Raw genomic sequence first — 18,283 nt, 5'->3', positions numbered from 1 at the left:
CTCCTGAATCTTTGCTCCGCATTCAGGGCAAGTCCCACTACTGTTGCCCCTTAATGAGTAACCACAACTTACACACACTGGCTTAATCTGGTCTATACTCAAGATCCGCCTTCGCCAGACAAAGACAGTCAACGCCAAGACAAGCGGAAAAAGTGCCAACAGTGAATATGAAACGCTAAATCGACTATGCGGATCTAAGAACACACCCAGATATTCGTGTTGCTCGATGGCAAGAAATGGGTGCCATACCCTGGCTGGATACAGCGGAGGGCGCTCCGGCTCGCCTATTTCGCCAATTAAGGTATCTGCACAGAGTGTCTCGACTGCAATTCTTGACCAGTCTTCGGCCTGTTGAGATCCGGGCTTCTTAAGCAAAACCGACACTACGCCATAACGCGACTCCAACACTGCAGCGCTTACTAATCGTACTGCGTAAGGCCGCACATAACTAATCACCCAGCCAGTACAAATCGCAAAAGATGCCAAGAGAAGCACACTGTACGAAGCACGAAAACGCTTCGGTTTACTGGCTCCGTGCCGCACTGATTCACAGACTCCGAAATTAGGCAACGAAAACAATCAATCAAAACTTACAATTATAGTGATTTCTGAGTATGTTCTTGCATGCACTGTCCGAGTCCTTACAACTCTTCGCCGATGCCCGGCAACCATTCAATGTTGCATTGCATCGCGCTTTATGAACTGCCGGATCGTTTGGGTTTTTACCTCCCGCGTTGTTGTTAGTATTCCAATAAGCGTCGGCTTCCACGGCGGCAGAAAACTGACAATCATCTATTGTTTTGTCTGGAGGACAACCGGGAGGCACGCGGCCACTCTTGCCACCAGTCCGATTGTTAATCCTAATCGTACAATCTTGCAATGCGTGCCAGAGTTCGTGTTCGACGTTCTCCTTGAATTCTTGTTGGCTCAAGCCGCCCCCGCCGCCGATCTTTCGAGCGTTTGTGCACATTTGCAGATTACGCGTTTTCCAATCGTACTGCCCCGCAGGAACTGGTTTGTCCGGGCCGGGATCCGAACATGGCGCGCAGCTCATTTCAGGCATAGGACAGTCTTCAGTGTTCTTTTCACTGAGGGCCTTATACTGTTTGTAAAACGCGCTATTCTTCACTTCTTCTAGGGCTTTGTCGCAGGCACTTTTCTCGGTTGGTTGAGAAGCGGGCTGGCTTGCAGGTTGCGTACTAGGCTGAGTGCTTTGTGCTCCCAGTGGATCAGCAAATAGCACAGGATTGGTGTGTGCGAATGCAAAAAGATTGTACCCATCAATGTACCCAGAGCTATCCCTCGTCATCCATCTTCCCGTCATGGGGTCGACAAATCGGCTGCGATGATCATTAAGGGTGAACTTCGGGTTCTCGCCGCCGATGTCGCTGCCGAACACAAAATTCGGCCGGCCCTGGAACATGTAGGGGTTGCCGATCAGGCTCCGAGCCGTTTTCACCGGCTGAGGATGCCCGCCGTCCCAGATGGCGATCTTAGCATCGTAGAGGGCTGCGTCATCCTGGTCCACTTCGCCGTCATCATCCACGTCCGCTCTCGGGTCGAACGTGCTACAACTCAGGGCATTCAAGAACGCATCCTCGTCCCCATCCTTGCTCACTATGCTGTCGCCTGACATATCGCCACGCCCGGCACACTCGCGGATAAGCGGCTCACCATACGGGTCGTACGCATAGCTCTCTAAAATGGCCCCGGTCGCATCGAGCAGCATTCGCACGTTGTACATCCGGTCGATGGCGTAGAAGTAGGACAAGTCGGCCGCGTTCGTTCCGGTCACATCATACTCGGCGTACATCATCAGCCGCTCGTCGATGTAGGAAACGCCGTGGACGTACCAGCGGAGCACGGTGGCCCCGCTGTCGGCCGCCTCCAGAATCTCGTTCACGCCATCGTAATAATACCACCGGTCGAGGTCGGGCACGCGGCCGTCGGCCACAAGAATCCGCCGGCCCAGGGCGTCGTAGTCGAAGGTGCCGGTGTTCTGCGTGTCGGGCGCGTTGCGCACAGCCGTGAGGCGGTTGAGGTGGTCGTATACCACGGGGTGCAGGGCGTCGCCGGCGACGGTGGGGAGCTTGACCTGGTTGCCGGCGGCGTTGTGGAGGGTATTCGTGTTGACGATCCCCCAGTCGTTCATGCGGTTGGCCTTGTCAAACGTGCGGTTGATCGCCGTCGCGCCCCGGTCGCTGTGGGTCAGCCAGTTGCCGAGATCGTCGAGGCTGGACCACGTCGTCGTCTGCGTCGCCACGGCGCTCCAGTCGGATGAGTCGGTCAGCGCGGCCGACGTGAGCCGGTCGAGCATGTCGTAGCCATAGGTCCGGACGGCTTCGAGTTTATCGATTTGATAGGTGTCGGTGACCTGGTCCTCCTCGGTGACGTTGAACTGCTTGTTCGACTGATATTCGTAATCATAGATGCCGACGTTTCCGAACGCAGTCTGGCTGGAATGTGTCAGCCGGTTGCCGGCCTGGGTAACCCGAAGAAGGTGATCGCGATCGAACGGCGTCTCGATGGTGACGCGATCGCTCGTCGAGATGGTGTTTATCCGCAAAGCGGTCGAGCGGATCGCCCTGAATCAACTCCATAACGAAGTAGGGTTGCTGTGCTTCGCCGTCCCCGAACACGCCGGCGTCATACACCTGAGCAATACCGGGGTGGCGCAACCGCGCCAGCACGTCGGCCTCGCGGCGGAAGCGCTCCACGGCCTGGCGCGAGGCGACGCCCGGGCGGATCATTTTCAGCGCAACAGAACGACGAGGACTGGTCTGCCGCGCTTCGTACACGACGCCCATGCCGCCCTCTCCGATAACGCGCAGGATTTCGTAAGCGCCGACGTGCTTCAGTGGGATGGCCGCCGCCGGCGCGATGAGCGAGTCGGCGCGCAGCAGGTGGCCCAGCGCGGGCTGTTCCAGGAACCCGGGGCGGTTTTGTTCGTCGGCAGTCAGCAGGGTACGGACTGCGTCGCGCAGCGGTGCGTCGCCCTGGCAGAGCCTGTCGAGCAGGCGCGTGCGCTCTCCGCGCGGGGCCTCGCAAACCGCGAAGAAAACTTCCTTGATCCGCTCGTCGTTGCTCGCCGGCGTCATGACGGATTCGCGCCATCCAAGTAGGTCTTCAGCCGGGCCTTGGCCATCCGCCACTCGAGTTGAATCGTACGTTCCGACAGGCCCATTACGGCAGCCGTGTCCTCAATGGTCATTCCGCCGAAGAATCGCAACTCCACGACTCGACTCTGACGCGGGTCCACGCGCTCCAACTCGGTCAGCGCACCGTCGAGCCGTTCAAGATCGACATCGATGTCCGACGAAGACGCCTGGGCGTCGTGGAGCGTCACCCGCTCTCCCAAACCGCCGCGTTTGAACGCCCGGCGGTCGCGCGCGTGGTTCATCAGGATCTGCCGCATGGCCTTGGCGGCCACCGAGAAGAAATGCGAGCGGCCTTCCCACTGGATGTTTTCCGACCCGACCAGCTTCAGATACGCCTCGTGTACGAGGGCGGTCGGCTGGAGCGTGTGCCCCGGACGGTCCTGCGCGAGATAGCTCGCGGCCAGCGCTCGGAGGCGCTCGTAGACCAGCGGCAGCAGGCGCTCGGCGGCCGAGCTTTCCCCGCGCCCGGCCGCCTCCAGCAGGCAGGTGATCTCGTTTCCGTCGGACTCGATCCCGCTCATGAGCGATTCTCAGTCGATCCGCCGCGTCGGACAGGTGGACACCGCAGCCCGCGAGGGCGACTCCTAATGAGGATACCGCTTCCGGCCACCGGGCTTCAAGCCGGTCGCCGCGTCTAAATCCTTTGTTTTCATCGCATTATGAGTCGAACCGGCACGAGGCAGCCCGTAGTCGGGATCGGCGGCGCCTCACGACCACTCATTTTTGTTGCGCCCTTGCGTCCCCGACCGTGTGATGGATGCGCGGCGGATTGTCGCCTGTACTGGTTTTCGAATCGATCACTTACGAGCCACGCGGAGGATGACAATTGAACACGAAACAGGTTGTCTGGATGTTGGTATTTGCAGCGACGTGGGCCTTCGATCGGGGTGGGGCTTTGGGAGCAACCAAGCAGTGGGGCGGGTCGTCGTCCGAATTCTGGAATGTGTCGGCGAACTGGACGCCAAGTGGGGTGCCGACCGCGGCAGATACCGTGATCGTCTCGCCGGCATCGGCCATACCTTGCATCATTGTCGCGCCTGGCATGACCTCGGGCCCCTTGGCCGTGGGACAGGTCGGCGTGTTCGGTGACCTCCGCATCCATGATGGCTCGCTGAGTACATCAGGAGGCAGCTCGATCGGCGTGCAGGCAGGCTCGCTGGGGCGGGTCGAGGTCGCTGGGCCGGCGACCTGGGCGGTGGGTGCGTTTGCGGCCCCCCTCACCGTTGGCGAATCGGGCGCCGGCGTGCTGCGCGTCGTGGATGGCGGCGAAATCAACGGCGGCTACTCCGTCCAGGTCGGGTATTGGTCTGGATCGCAGGGTGAGATCCTCGTCGAAGGCGCGGGCTCCTATTTTGAAAGTAACCTCGATTTTTTTGTGGGGTTTCGAGGTTATGGCGCCATGACTGTCGCCGAAGGCGGGCACGCGATCACCGGCACGACCATACACGTTGGCTATGAAAACGGCAGTCTAGGGACGTTGACGGTTGAGAGCGGCGGTACGGTCGAATGTGAGGACCTTGTGGCGGCAACGCAATCCGGCAGCGACGGAACCGTCAACATCAGCGGGGCGGGGGCGACTGTCGCCGCCAGCGGAACCACCTATATCGGCTCGCGAGACCATGGCCAACTGATCATCACCAACGGCGGCGTACTGAACAGCCAACTCGCAGTCGCGGGGAACTGGGGCGGCTCGACCGCGAGCATTTTCGTCGACGGACCAGGGTCGCATTGGTTGACGTCCGGCAGCTTCCACCTGGGTGACGCGGGCGCCGCCGGTTTGATTATCTCGAACGGTGGCGCCGTCGAGTGCGGGAATTTGTGGTCGGCGTTTCAATCCGGAAGCGTAGGAACCGTGAGCATCAGCGGGGCGGGGTCGTCGCTCACGGTCACCACAGGCATCGGCTTGAACATCGGCACGGCAGGTCACGGCGAACTAAACATCACCAACGGCGGCGTGGCGACCTGCGCGTCTGCCAGCGCCGGGGCCACCGCGGGTTCAACGGCGAGCGTGCTCGTCAGCGGGCCGGGATCGCAATGGGACGTATCCGGAAACCTCGCCATCGGAAGCAGCGGTCAGGCCGACATGACGATTTCGAATGGCGGCTACGTGAATTCGGGAACGACGTGGACTGGGACCCAGGCGACATCGATCGCATCGGCAAGCATCACCGGTCCCGGCTCGGCTTGGGTCTCGACCGGTACGCGGTACATCGGCTATGGCGGCGCCGGCGAACTGACGCTTGTAGACGGCGGACTTGCCAGCTCCCCGGCTATTATTTTGGGCAACCAGGCCGGCGGCATGGGCGTACTTAATCTCGGCGCCCCCGCGGGATCGCCAGCCGAGTTGCCCGGAACCGTCGACGCGCCAAGCATCACCACCGGCAACGGCGAAGGCACGATTCACTTCAACCACACCGGCGAATACTCGACCTGGGACAACGCGAACGCGTCCTACCAAATCACCGGCAGCACAAAAATCGTCAAGCGCGGTCCGGGAACGACGATCCTTCGGCGCACCAACAACACCTACACCGGCGGCACCACTGTGTACGAGGGCGTCCTGCGGGCGGTGGCCAACGGATCGCTGGGCGCGAACTCGAGCACGGTTACGCTGAAGACCGGCGGCGTGCTGATGAATCAGGAAGCGGACCTCAATCTCTCATCCGCGAGGACGATCGTTCTCGCCGAGGGCGAGGGGCGATTGTGCGTCGGATGGAACAAGACGCTGACGGTGAACGGGCCGGTGCAAGGTCCGGGCGACCTCGTCGTGATCGGTGACGACGGCGTGGTCATCCTCGCGGGCGAGCCGAAGACGCATACCGGCGCGACAAACGTTTCCGGCGGCGCGCTGTTCATCAACAGCTCCGTCGCCAGCGCGGCCAATCGCGCGCTGGCCGGCGGCACGCTGGGCGGCGACGGGGTGATCAACGGCTCGCTGTCGGTGCGGGCCGATGGCGTGCTCTCGCCCGGTCCGGCGCCGGACGCCGTCGGGTCGCTGCACGTCACCGTGCAGTCCGAGTTTCGCGGCGGTTCCATCTACCACTGGAACCTGAAGGACGCCGCGCTGGACGCAGTCAGCGGCGCCGGCATCGGCTGGGACGTTCTAACCCTCGGCAGCCCGCTGAACTTCACCAGTACCCCGGGCGTGACCGTCGTCGTGACGACCATCGATCCGAACACCGGTCTGCCGGGCGCGGCCGATGGGTTCGATCCGAACCAGCCGTACAGTTGGCTGATCATCGACGGCTCGGCCAGCGGCGCGGGGAACCAGTACCCCAACTTCAACGCCACCGCGTTCACGATCGACACGAGCGAATTCGCGAACGCACACAGCGGCACGTTCAGCGTGCGCCGCGACGATCGGCTGATCTTCCTGGACTACACGCCGGCTCCGACAGCGCCCGGCGACATGAACTGCGACGGCGTCGTCGACCTCGCCGACGTGGACCCCTTCATCATGGCGCTGCTCGACCCGGACGAATTCGTCGACGCCTACCCGGCGTGCGACATCGCCCACGGCGACATGAACCAGGACTTGGCGGTAGATGGACTGGACGTGCAGGACTTCCTGGCAGCGGTGCTCGGTTCCTAGCCGGTTAAAAAAGGGGCTTCCAACTTCTCCTGGCCGCCATCTTCGACCGCGCCCCGGCAGGCGGCCTGATCGACGCGCGGCCGGAGGCGGTCATCGACGCTACGGGGCTGGAGAGACGCCACACGTCGCGTTACTTCGTCTGGCGCAGCGGCCAGCGGCCCCATCTTCGACATGCCTGGCCCAAACTCACTCTGGTCTGTCACACGCATAGTTACTTGTTCGCGGCAGCCGTGGTCAGTCCGGGACCGAGCCAGGACTCGCCGCAGTTTCCGCCGGCGGTGCGTCTGGCCTGCGACCACCTTCCGATCGATCGTTTGCTGGCCGACGCCGGGTACGATGGCGAACACAACCATCGACTGGCCCGCGAAGAACTGGGCATCCGCTCGACGATCATCAAATTGAACAGACGCAATGCCCGCAAGTGGCCGACGGCCCGGTATCGTCGGCAGATGAAGCGGGCCTTTCCCAAGCGCGTGTAAGGGCGGCGTTGGCACGTCGAGAGTGCGATCTCGCAAATGAAGCGTTGCCTGGGCTGCGAACTGCGCGCGACCAGCGACCGCGGCCGAACTGAAGAGGCGCTTTGGAAGGTGCTGACTCATGACCTGAGCATCCTCAGGCGTGCCGCGTAAGGTTTTCAACGGAGCAATAGACGATCAGCTTCTCGAACGTGAAGGCCATGAGAGGAGAGAGTAGAAAGGAGACCGCAGGAGAGGGCAACCGCGCCGACAGGGCGTCCAATCGAGGAGGAAGAAAGCCCGCCTTCTTTACCCTCTCCTTTCACTCCTCTCCTGCTCTATTGCCGCCTGTGGCGGCAATCGGGGTGACAGTACGCCAATAGAACTTTTTGTCGAGGGAAGCCGCTCTTGGAGGCCGGAAACGCGGATTCTCCTGCCGTGAAACCGTGAAAAGCACGGGATAGAGGACCGACCGCTCCCGCTCACTCTCGTACTTTGAACTGAGGGGTGAAGTTGGCGTGGCCCGCCGCGCTTCCATTACGTGGGGATCACGGAAACAGCTTCGCGCGGATTGCCCTCTTGTTCGCTTCCAGCCATGCTCGCCCCTCTTCCCCAAACCGATGAGCCCGCGGGTTGCTCTCTGGATCAATGAACCAGACCAGGTCCCTGTAAAGCGGGGCTGCGGCCTGCAAGGTGGGGTCCGCGGCGACCGACCGGCGAACTGGCAGCAGATATTGGGATGGCGTTCGTCCGTCAGAGGGCGGCATAAGGCACGCGAGCACAGTCTCGCTCGCCGTAGCGAAGGCGACAAACTGCTGTGCGACAGCTTGCCGCTCTCCGCGTAGTCGCGGTGAGACCGACAGCACATCCACAAAGCACATGTTGACTTTGTTCTCAGTACCCATAGGTAGCAGACGAACACGCCACTTGGCTGTCGCGGCAGGAGGCACTACGCCTGCGCGTTCGGTATACCCGACGAACGCCCGGCCACGCCCCTCAGCGAACCACTGAGACCGTTGCCGATATGTGTTATCCTCAAAAGTCGCCTGCGGTCTGCCCGCCGTTCGGGCGAGCACCTGCAGGTTCGCGAGAGCGTTCTGATCGAGCTGCGCGACCGACGGCAGTGGAGGCCGGATACAGTACTTGCCGGTTGTATCCAGCAGCGCATCGAAATAGAGACTGACGCAGTCGGTCGAACCCGTCAAGTCGATCAGCAGCCCGCGTCCAGCTTCAGGGGGCGTCCCGCCTCCCGCCTCCGGAGCAAGCACTCGCTCTAGATCGGCCAGCCCTTTGGCTTGTTCAAGGTCGATATCGCCGTCGCGGTAGAAAAGTGCAAACGTACAGGCCAGTCGAGGAACGCCGTACAACACACCGTCAACATGTGCCGCGTCCCAAGCGAAGTCCGCAATGTCTTCGGGTGCAAGGACGGTGGCCGGATCGGCAGGCGCCACGAACCCGTTGCGGACGAAATACTCCAAGCTCATCGCGTCGAACTCGAACACGTCGAGATCCTCGGTTGGGTCACTGGAGTAGCCGTCCCAGAACTCCACGAACTCGATCGGATAGATCGACACATTGCGCCATCGCTCGATGAGCAATTCCTCCATTCGCTTCTTGTCGGGTACGTAAGGGAACAGCGCCACCCGGAGTGGTCTTGGGGCCTCCGCGACCGGTTTCGAGCTACTTGCTGCTTCCCCCGTCGTTCGTCCGGTCGAACCGCATCCTGCCACGACCAGAATCAGTGACAACGCCACGATGGCTGCATCGAATAATCGCGTGATCCGCATACAGGGCCTCCCTCTGAATCAGGTGGTGACAGCCTACGTGAATTCCGAATTCTTCGAGAGACTTCGCCCCAGCGTCAGGCCCGAGCCACGTTGATCGTGAAACCGTGAATGAAATCGGGGCGACTGGACACCAGTTGAACTTTTTGTGCGTTTTTGCGATGAAAAGGCCCATTTGTGCTCGCGGCCATAGACAAAAGCTCGCTATCAAACGGTCAATGCCGTTGTATCGCGAGGATAGCTGAGCTGCCTTCGTTGAAGTTGTTTGGTAGCTCTATCAGTTCCTTCACGTCCCGGCCTGCGGAGCAGAAGTGGCACAAAACATGCCTGTATTCCATACCCCTGTGACGTCGGACAACAAAAAAAACGTCGGCTTCGCTACCTCGCGCTATTGCATGAATGTCCAGAACATCTTCCAAGTTCCACTTAGAAAAGTCTGTATCGTACCAGAATCCGCTGGGTTCCCACGAACCCGACCGCTTGTTCAATTTCCATCCTGCGACTCCGCGCCTCAACTCATGGTCCGAAAGCAGCGAACAGAAAGCGAAGATGCTTTCTCCACACTCGATGACGGTCGAGGAAAGAATTCTCGCATTAGTCCGGATGGGCTGGGTGAATAGTCTGGGTTCCTGCCCGGAAATGTCAATCAGGAACAACCACCGTGACTCCGGATTGTCCATTCCGCGCGGCTGAGAACGTGCTCTTAGCATGAGGATTGGCACTTTCCCGACGGTCCGAAGGTGCCAACCATCAAACCGTGTCAAGGTCTCGCTCGCGGAGAGGACAAACGTCGGTGCACCGCCATCCGGGTGGCGCTCTCCCGCAGTTAACGACGCAGCGGTTCAAACGATGGGGCGGTTAGTCCTGTCGAGATATGCTTGGTCGTCAATCTTCATTCGAACGCAAAATCGGGTAGCACCTTTCAAGGGCACCTGCACTCGGAAATATTCCGGAACGAATGCGTTAGGCCTTTCAGAGTACGCATGCTCTGCTACTCGATCGACCTCAAGCAACTCGCTGTTCGTTTCATCGATAATAAGACGTGGTTCACAACGATAATGCCCCTGCACTTCGATCACAGTCGTGTTTTCTCCGTCATCGAATATGATGTCATTCCTACGGCGTACAGCTACCTTCCGTTCGCCTTCATCGGAGTAACTTGTTACATCGAAAATCGGCGCGGTATCTCGGGTCGGTGCCGACCACACTCGCGCCGGCGTCGACGCGGAGTTATTCCACTCATACGCATAATCAGGGTCTCGCGCGTACATCCAGAACCCGCCGGAATCTCGCTCGTGCATAGAGATGCTGCGGAGATTCACATGTCTGGCCACCAAGCATCCAATCGGTGACACAGAGCAGTCTGCTCGACAATTGAACAGCAGGACACTCGGCCATGCCGAGGCCGTCGCGGAGCTTGTCTGATCTGCATTCCTGTAGCAGCCGAAAGCCAGCACGCAACGAGAGTCGGCTTTCCAGTCGTCAATCGAAAGCCATCCATGCTGCGCAAGACCGTCGCTGAATGTTAATGGCGAAAGTGATAAGATGTCGTTTGTTGTTCTGAGCATTCGCCCGAGATTCTCTAGTCCATACTCATCGTGCTGTGGATCCAAGCCGATCTCAGCCGCCGCCCTCCATCTTTCCTTGGGATCTTCAATTGCGAGTGCGTCGGGAAAAAGTCGGTGCAAATAACCAGCTTCCGAGAGTCCTCCACCAAACTGGTAGTAGTAGACTCCATGTTTTGCAGCACGCTCCAGCAGGTCCGTTGGGAACTGCGCCATTTCTAAGGCTACTAGGTGTAGATTACGGCGAAGCACTCTAAGCTGTTCCACTGTTGTGGGAGACGAACCGCCACCTGTGGAAAAACGCGCCGATCGAAACATCTCACGCAAACGCTCTACCTCAATCAGCATGGAGTCAACATCAACCCCTATGCGCTCGAATTTCTCTCGAAGGGTCTCGCGGATAGAGAAGAATCTAACATTCATTCCATTTTCGGTGGATTGCATGTCGGCGATTTGAGCCGCGAGCGTTCCCGCGAATACGCGCACAGCTTTATGAGAAGCGGCTTCAGCACTAGGGATTGCCGTCGCGCCGTCTTCGGTATGTTGGGCTTGCTCAAGGACTTGCATAACTTGCTGCCGCGGATTAGGGCTATCGCCGGGGATATTGGTAAGGGCTGCCAAGATTTGATCCAGCTTGGCAGAATTGCCTCGGGCAATCTGGTTCGTATCTTCCCCCGTTTGCTTTATAGAGCCCACCTCGCCAAACAAATGCCGCTGCGATTCGTGCATGGCGGCAAGTCGCTCATTCAAATCCTGACCAAGCTCGGCGACATCGCGATCGATGTCCGTAATCAGGGATTTCAATTGCGAGTGGTTATCGACAATCACCTTGTCAAGCGCGATGAACAGAGATTCGTTCGTCTCAAGCAGCGTTTTCAGACGTTCGTCGTCGTCCTTTGCGTCGATAAGTTCTTCCAATTCGTTTAGGCGAATAAGAAAGTTCTGATTGGTAAGCTTGATCGCAATATCCAAATCATCAAATCGGTCGATCGAAGCCTTCGTTCGCTTTCGCAGAATCTTCAAGGTCGCTTCGTGTCGGAGCTTCTCCTTAGCGTCGCGGACGGCGCTTCGATGCGAAAGGACCAGTGAACCAACGACAAGCCCGGTCCCAGCCGCCATAGGCAACAGTAGTGGTGCGCTCGGAGTCGCGGCGACCCCGGCAACCGCAACGCCAGCCGTCGGCGAAATCAATCCCTTCAGTGACTCGCTCAAGCCGTCCCAGAAGGCATTGCCTCCCATGCCTTCCAGCAGGCCCTGAACACAACGGAGCGAACATTGGAGGATTGACTTCATGATGAAGATTCGCCTTCTGGAATTGCGGCGTCCTGTTTGTGAGCCGGGCTTCCGCGTCTTTTCTTCCTGAACACGCCACCGATGCCGACCGCATCCCTCGGACAAGGAAGCGGCCGAACATCGTGAGACCAATTTCACCGTGAAAAGTTCGACAGTCCAGTCGCCCCCCCTCAACATCGCCGATTTTCGGCGCTCGTTTTGAACTCAACGGGGCGATGATAAGTTGTTTGATGACAAGGAGAAAGCCGCGGAGAATTCGTAGCAGAACCGATCTCTGATTTTGATTCGGGGCGACTGGACACCAGTTGAACTTTTTCTGGCCGGAATCCGCGTTTTTGACCCCACCAAGCGGGTTTGGCTGGCTGGGATCGGCTAATTGGGAGATCGGTCGGTTTTCCTGGCGGGGTTCCCCCTCGCTGCCCAACCCCATCCTGCTTTCGCGGACCCCGGCTTCAGATCACGGAATCACCGGCGCCAAGGCCAAGCGCGGCGCTCGGCGGCCTCAGCGTTTGAACATCGCTGCCAATAAGAGCAAGTCTCCTCCGGGATTGCTAAGCCGGGCGATTAGTTCGCGGAATTCGGCGCTGCTGCCGCTGGCAGCCTGCTGAATCGTCGGCAGGTCCTCTAGCATTTGCTCAACCGTATTGGCCTTGGTGTATGCATCGATCACCGCATCGCCCCACGCTGCTATGGAGAGTGGATGGGTGCCGGGGCGGAAAAGCTGAAGAAAGCCCCGGACTTGACGGCCGGTCTTAAGCTGGGTTTCGAAGGAACCGCCTGGGTAGGGATCCGACTTCAACTCATCACGGTGGTTCTTGAAGTGCAGCACCGCCTCGGAGAGAAAAAAGGCAGTATCGTGAACGTCCAACTTCCCCGACGTGTTCCACATCGAAAGCAAGATGCCGTGTTGGAGGTTTATCACGAGACCGGGAGCCGGATTCGCGGTCGCTCCGCCATGGGGTAGCCATTGCTTGCTAGAACGTCCTGGTCCGACCGTAACGACGAATGCGCCGCTGGCATCGAAGTCGATCGTCACTCGACTCAAGTCCACTCCGTCAAAGCACAGCTCACGTAGAAATCCTCGAAGTTGACGAGCAAGATAGCGAGATTCAGGCGATACCTCGACATACCGCGGGTGGGTAAGTGATCCAGGAAACCTCAGCAGTGCACCGTCGTCTGAGACGCCAAAGCACGGGAAGCCACGGTGGAACCGTGTATTCGTCAAAGCTTCCAAAGCAGAGGACGTTAACTTGAAGATTGGCACTCGATCATCGATCATGGTGGGAGGATAAGGGCGATGTATTGCTCTACGGAAGCCCGTTTATGAAGTCTGTTCGAGGACCGGGCTGGACAAGAGGCCAAGACTGTCGGACCGAATGCCAGGGTCGAAGGACAAAACGCAAAGACCGCGGTGTCCGAAACAAAGCCGACATGGCGCAAACTCGATCGGACGTAAAATCCGATGGGGCGCCGACTCAAGCCGACAGCACCGGCAAAACACGATCGAAAAGGAAAACAAACGAAACACCGGCGACTTGGTCAAAGCCGATGAAATGATGTATATCAATAACAACTGGCTGGTTTTGATTCGATAATTGGTGGCCGGTTTCAAGTGATAGATGACACGCCGACTGGTGTTTCGACAGCATTATGGCGATAGCGCATTGCTGAGTAGTCCGAAAATGAAGTTAAGAAACTGAGCAAAGAAGATGGTAAATAGGTCGAAGAATTGCATGGTTTTCTCCTTGGAGCAATTTCAAGATCAAAGCAACTGCAAGACGAGCATCAGGCCGGCCATTACGGCCATGCCGAGGTCCTCGACTAGCGTTACGGTAGTCATGGGAAGGTTAAGAACCGTTCCCAGGCACGCACACCGGATTCGTTGCCTCTTGGTCAGCGCTCGACCCACCCCGACGGCGCCAATCAGCATGAGGACGAGCGTGGCCACATTAATGACGGTCGGCACCACGCGAAGCAGATAGGCTGCGCCGAGAGTTAACTCCACAAACGGATACGCCCACGCCCAGCGCGGCGTCGCAATCGCGATCAAGTCGTAAGTGCGGTAGGTCTCAACGAAACCACGAAGGTCCAGCAGCTTGAAGAACCCAAATACGATGAAGAAACCCGCCATGAAGTTGCTCATCATGTCCTGCATATCGAACCGACCGGCCCGAATTCCGACGAGCAGTGTCACTCCTGCAATGAAGCCAACGATCAACACCAGCGGAAAGAGGCTCTCCTCCTGTGCATCGCTAATTGTGTCGGCGGCGCCGGTCGCGGCGTTCCCCTCCTCCGCTTGACCAAGCCGAACGAGATCGTAGTCACCGGCGGTACGAACGGCGGAGCGCAACGCATCTTCATCAATCGGCGTTTCCAGCATTACCGTTGCTCGCGGTGGAGACAGTGTGACCTCCGCACTTGCAACGCCTGAGATAGCCTCAAGCGCGGTGCGAATCTTCGTGGCACAGGCTTGGCAGTGCATTCCGGTGATCCTAAACTGCGTCTTCTCCATATTTCGTGTATCTCCAGCTCTTGGCCGCGTTCAATCGACCAGCTGATATGAACTTGCATGAACGCCAAATCGCCGATCCTAGCTCGGAGGCGTAGCCGTCGATGGAGTGCCAGGATGATCGTTCTCAATGGTGTTCGACGTTGGCCAAACGGCCGTACCCTCACGTCTCATTTCTCCGAAACGCTTGTAAACGAAATAGATCGCCGGAAACACCAACAACTCGCCGAAAAAGCTCGTTGCTAGTCCGCCGATCATGGGGGCCGCAAGCCGCCTCATCGTATCTGCACCCGTGCCCTCGGCCCACATGAGTGGAACGAGACCCATGAATGTCGTTGCCACCGTCATGGTCTTGGGGCGAATTCGCATGACCGCACCCTCGTGGATTGCTTCCCAGAGATCCTGCAAATGACGCATCCTGCCCTGAGCCTTGGAGGTGTCATAAACGCTATCTAGGTAAAGAAGCATTACGAGATTCGTCTCTGCATCGAGACCCGCCAGGGCTATTAGGCCGACTACGATGGCCAACGACATGTCGTAGTCCAAGAAATAGAGAAACCAGAACGCGCCCGCCAGCGTATAGGTAAAGGTGACCAGTGTAAGAATGGTCCGGAACCAGGATCGTGTCCCAACATACAGCAGGAAAATAATCGCGCCGAGTGCGGCAGGCACGGCGACTGCCAATCGACGATTGGCTGACTGGATGTACTCGTATTGGCCAGACCAAACAATATTGTATCCAGCCGGCAAGGGCACGGTGTCACGTACGAGAGCCTTGGCGCGATCGATCCACCCGACGATGTCGGATGTCGTCAGGTCCACGTAGATCCACGCGGTCTTTCGTGCATTCTCGCTCTTGATCATTGGCGGGCCGGGGACGATCTCCACGTCGGCGACTTGAGCGATGGGAACCTGAGCACCCGAGGGCGTGGAGACGAGCGTCCGCCTTAGCGCGGGAAGATTGTCGCGAAGCTCACGCTTATACCGCAGGTTAATCGGATACCGCTCCAGCCCTTCGACCGTCCAAGTGACGTTCATTCCGCCCATTGCAGAAAGAATCACATCCTGGACATCGGCCACGGTCAGGCCGTATCGAGCAATCTCGTCGCGGTCGATGTTGAAGTCTGCGTATAGGCCCCCGACGGTCTTCTCTGGGTAGGCGCTTAAGGTATTCGGCAGGGTCCGAACCTCGGCCGCGATGCGTTCAGCCAGATCGGAGAGCACGTCGAGATCGTCACCCATGATTTTGATGCCTACAGGCGTCTTGATGCCCGTTGACAACATATCGATTCTCGTCTTGATTGGCATCGTCCAGGCGTTGGTTAAACCGGGGAATGCCACCGCCTCGTTGAGTCCAGGGACGTGTTCTTCACCATCGCCGTATCCGTAACATAACTCATCGATTGTGATTGGCCGTTCTTCCGGCCAGAAGGTCGAAAGACCGCTCCAGTCTTTGGTCCAGGCTGGCAGGAATCCAAACCAGCGGTCAAATCGTCGTTTCCGCCACTTTTCACGGTCGGGCTCCAGCATAATGGTCGTCTCGATCATGCTTAATGGCGCGGGATCGGTGGCCGTCTCAGCTCGACCGATCTTGCCAAACACGTGATGCACCTCGGGAAAACTTGCGATGATGGCGTCCGTCTGCTGGAGCAACTCTCGCGCCTTGGTAATGCTGATGGCCGGATCTGTCGTCGGCATGTACAGCAGATCGCCCTCATCAAGTGGCGGCATAAACTCACGACCCAAGCCAGGGAAGGTAGCATCGAGACGCGGAAACCATTTCGCCAACGTGGATCCCACGAGCGGCACCCGACTTGTCCCCATCAGGGGAAAGAGGCCGCTGAACGCGAACAGGATCGCCATCAGAATCAACTTCTTGCGATGTTGCATGGCGAACCCGAAGAACGGGTTGTAGAGCCATTGTAAGACCTTACTGATGGGGTTGACGCGTTCGTGGAAAATCTTCTGCGGCACAAGAAGCATTCCCGCAAGAATGATCCACGCAAGCATGATCCAATGCCGATACCGGTCGTACGCACCAAGCGGCGCAATCCAAATCAGGGCAGCCGGCATAAACATCACGCCCAGCGTAATGGAGAGGTTCCTCCGCCATCCCCACTCTTTCGGCAATACACGGGACGTAATCAGCGACAGCATCAGCACCGGGATAATAGTGATCGCGAGCACCGATGCAGCTGCCATAGCGAATGTTTTTGTGAACGCAAGCGGCTTGAACAGGCGTCCACTTTGCTCGCCTAAGACGAAAATTGGTAAGAAGCTCACGGTGATAATCAGCAGTGAGAAGAATAGAGTGGGCCCAACTTCCCGAGCGGCCTCAATAATGAGCTCAGCGCGAGGGCGATGTATCGGTGTGCGCCCAGCCGCCAGTTCCTCCTTGATTCGATCTTCTTCACGGTCCAGATGCTTGTGCGAGTTCTCGACCATTACAATGGAGCTGTCTACCATGACACCGATGGAGAGTGCGATGCCCCCCAGGCTCATGATGTTTGCATTGATGCCCATCCAGTGCATGATGATTAATGCGCATAAGACGCCGGTCGGGAGGACGAAGATAGCAACCAGCTCACTTCGCGCGTGCAGCAGGAAAAGGATGCAGACAAGCCCGACGACGATCATTTCCTTGATCAGCGTATGAGTCAGCGTCTCCACCGCGCGCTCGATCAGGCCGGACCGGTCGTATTCCGTCACCACGTCCACGCCCGGCGGAAGTCCCTGTTTCAATTCGTCGATCTTGTGCTTAACGTTGCGGATCACCTGAAGCGCGTTCTCGCCAAATCGCATCACGACGATGCCGCCAACGACTTCTCCCTCACCCGCGGACTCAGCCAGGCCACGCCGCATTTCGGGCCCAAGCCTCACTTCGGCAATATCCCTGAGATAAACTGGCGTTCCGCTTTCGGTTGCGCGTATGACGACCCGCTCCAGATCATGGATGCCTTGCTGAGCCCGGACTCGATCGATCGGAATGCCGGCTTCCCGCGCCTCCTTCACCTGGGCCGGAGTCAACGAGGCGATATATCCCCGGCCGCGGACCATGTATTCCGTCTCTGACATCTCCAAGACGCGGCCACCCACGTCATTATTCGAGCGCTGGATGGCCATTTTCACCTGATTGAGCGGGATGTTGTAGGCCAGCAACCGGTCCGGATCGACCACGACCTGGTATTGCCGAACAAACCCGCCAACGGCTGCAACCTCGGAAACGCCATCGAGCGCCGTCAATTCATACCGGAGGTACCAGTCCTGAAGGCTGCGCAGTTCGGAAAGGTCAAACTCCGCCAATCTCAGATCGGTATCACCATCCCACGGACATTTGCCCCCGTGCTCAAACATTCGGACTCGTTCAAGCCGATCGCGAATCTCCTCGGGGGCATCCTCACGGGTTGCATACCATTGACCCGGTTGTTCCGGGTTCTGGTACATTCCGTTGGGATGTTTGGGGCAGTAGTAGCCGTTGCGAAGCGAGTACTCGTAGACCCATCCGACGCCGGTCGCGTCAGGACCGAGTTGAGGCGTCACACCTTTCGGTATCCGGCCGGCGACGTAGTTCAGATACTCCAGGACGCGCGACCGCGCCCAGTAGATGTCGGTTCCATCCTCGAAGATGATGTAGACGAACGAGTACCCGAACATCGAATATCCGCGGACGACCTTAGCATACGGAACTGCCAGCATCGCCGTGGTCAACGGATAGGTGACCTGGTCCTCAACGACCTGTGGTGCCTGACCTGGGTACTCGGTGAAGACGATGACCTGGACGTCGGACAAATCCGGGATCGCGTCGACACGGATATTGAAGACCGTCCAGATTCCGCCTGCGACGACGAACGACGTGAGGATGAGTGTCAGGAACCGATTGCGGCAACAGAATTCGATGATTCTTGCGATCATGGTGCTGGGTGTCCC

At 58.5% G+C, this 18,283-nt stretch carries 9 protein-coding genes; 2 read left to right on the top strand and 7 right to left on the bottom strand.

Annotated features, from left to right (window positions below; all coding sequences use genetic code 11):
* Positions 1-583 precede the first annotated feature (583 nt).
* Positions 584-2,566, bottom strand: coding sequence for a hypothetical protein (locus KF841_15540; protein MBX3396770.1), 1,983 nt, complete (start codon positions 2,564-2,566; stop codon positions 584-586).
* Between the two features lie 528 nt (positions 2,567-3,094).
* Positions 3,095-3,679, bottom strand: a complete 585-nt coding sequence (locus KF841_15535) for a sigma-70 family RNA polymerase sigma factor (protein MBX3396769.1) — start codon at positions 3,677-3,679, stop codon at positions 3,095-3,097.
* A 305-nt stretch (positions 3,680-3,984) separates the two neighbouring features.
* Between KF841_15535 and KF841_15530 the strand changes: the two genes are divergently transcribed.
* Together KF841_15530 and KF841_15525 are read left to right on the top strand one after the other, a co-directional pair.
* A complete protein-coding gene (locus KF841_15530; protein ID MBX3396768.1) occupies positions 3,985-6,750 on the top strand; it encodes an autotransporter-associated beta strand repeat-containing protein in 2,766 nt (921 codons plus the stop codon).
* A 38-nt stretch (positions 6,751-6,788) separates the two neighbouring features.
* Complete coding sequence (locus KF841_15525; GenBank protein MBX3396767.1) at positions 6,789-7,229, top strand: transposase; 441 nt, start codon at positions 6,789-6,791, stop codon at positions 7,227-7,229.
* A 524-nt stretch (positions 7,230-7,753) separates the two neighbouring features.
* Here the strand turns inward: KF841_15525 and bcmE are convergent.
* The 5 genes from bcmE to KF841_15500 all read right to left on the bottom strand — a co-directional run bounded on the left by bcmE (position 7,754) and on the right by KF841_15500 (position 18,268).
* On the bottom strand, positions 7,754-8,992 hold the full coding sequence (gene bcmE / locus KF841_15520) for a thiamine pyridinylase (GenBank protein ID MBX3396766.1): 1,239 nt from the start codon (positions 8,990-8,992) through the stop codon (positions 7,754-7,756).
* A gap of 839 nt (positions 8,993-9,831) precedes the next feature.
* Complete coding sequence (locus tag KF841_15515) at positions 9,832-11,847, bottom strand: hypothetical protein (protein MBX3396765.1); 2,016 nt, start codon at positions 11,845-11,847, stop codon at positions 9,832-9,834.
* A gap of 502 nt (positions 11,848-12,349) precedes the next feature.
* Positions 12,350-12,892, bottom strand: coding sequence for a hypothetical protein (locus KF841_15510; GenBank protein MBX3396764.1), 543 nt, complete (start codon positions 12,890-12,892; stop codon positions 12,350-12,352).
* Positions 12,893-13,609: 717 nt separating this feature from the next.
* The gene (locus KF841_15505) at positions 13,610-14,329 is read right to left on the bottom strand and encodes a heavy metal translocating P-type ATPase (protein MBX3396763.1); all 720 of its coding nucleotides are present in this window, start codon (positions 14,327-14,329) and stop codon (positions 13,610-13,612) included.
* 108 nt (positions 14,330-14,437) lie between these two features.
* On the bottom strand, positions 14,438-18,268 hold the full coding sequence (locus KF841_15500) for an efflux RND transporter permease subunit (GenBank protein MBX3396762.1): 3,831 nt from the start codon (positions 18,266-18,268) through the stop codon (positions 14,438-14,440).
* Positions 18,269-18,283 lie beyond the last annotated feature (15 nt).

The organism is Phycisphaerae bacterium, from assembly GCA_019636475.1.
In the GTDB taxonomy this organism is placed as follows: domain Bacteria; phylum Planctomycetota; class Phycisphaerae; order UBA1845; family UTPLA1; genus JADJRI01.
Note: the sequence above shows the minus strand (reverse complement) of the source record. Positions and strands in the feature narration are given on the sequence as shown.

Coding starts and splice junctions, on each gene's coding strand:
- KF841_15535 (MBX3396769.1), bottom strand. CDS start 3,679: ATGAGCGGGATCGAGTCCGACGGAAACGAGATCACCTGCCTGCTGGAG.
- bcmE (MBX3396766.1), bottom strand. CDS start 8,992: ATGCGGATCACGCGATTATTCGATGCAGCCATCGTGGCGTTGTCACTG.
- KF841_15515 (MBX3396765.1), bottom strand. CDS start 11,847: ATGAAGTCAATCCTCCAATGTTCGCTCCGTTGTGTTCAGGGCCTGCTG.
- KF841_15505 (MBX3396763.1), bottom strand. CDS start 14,329: ATGCACTGCCAAGCCTGTGCCACGAAGATTCGCACCGCGCTTGAGGCT.
- KF841_15500 (MBX3396762.1), bottom strand. CDS start 18,268: ATGATCGCAAGAATCATCGAATTCTGTTGCCGCAATCGGTTCCTGACA.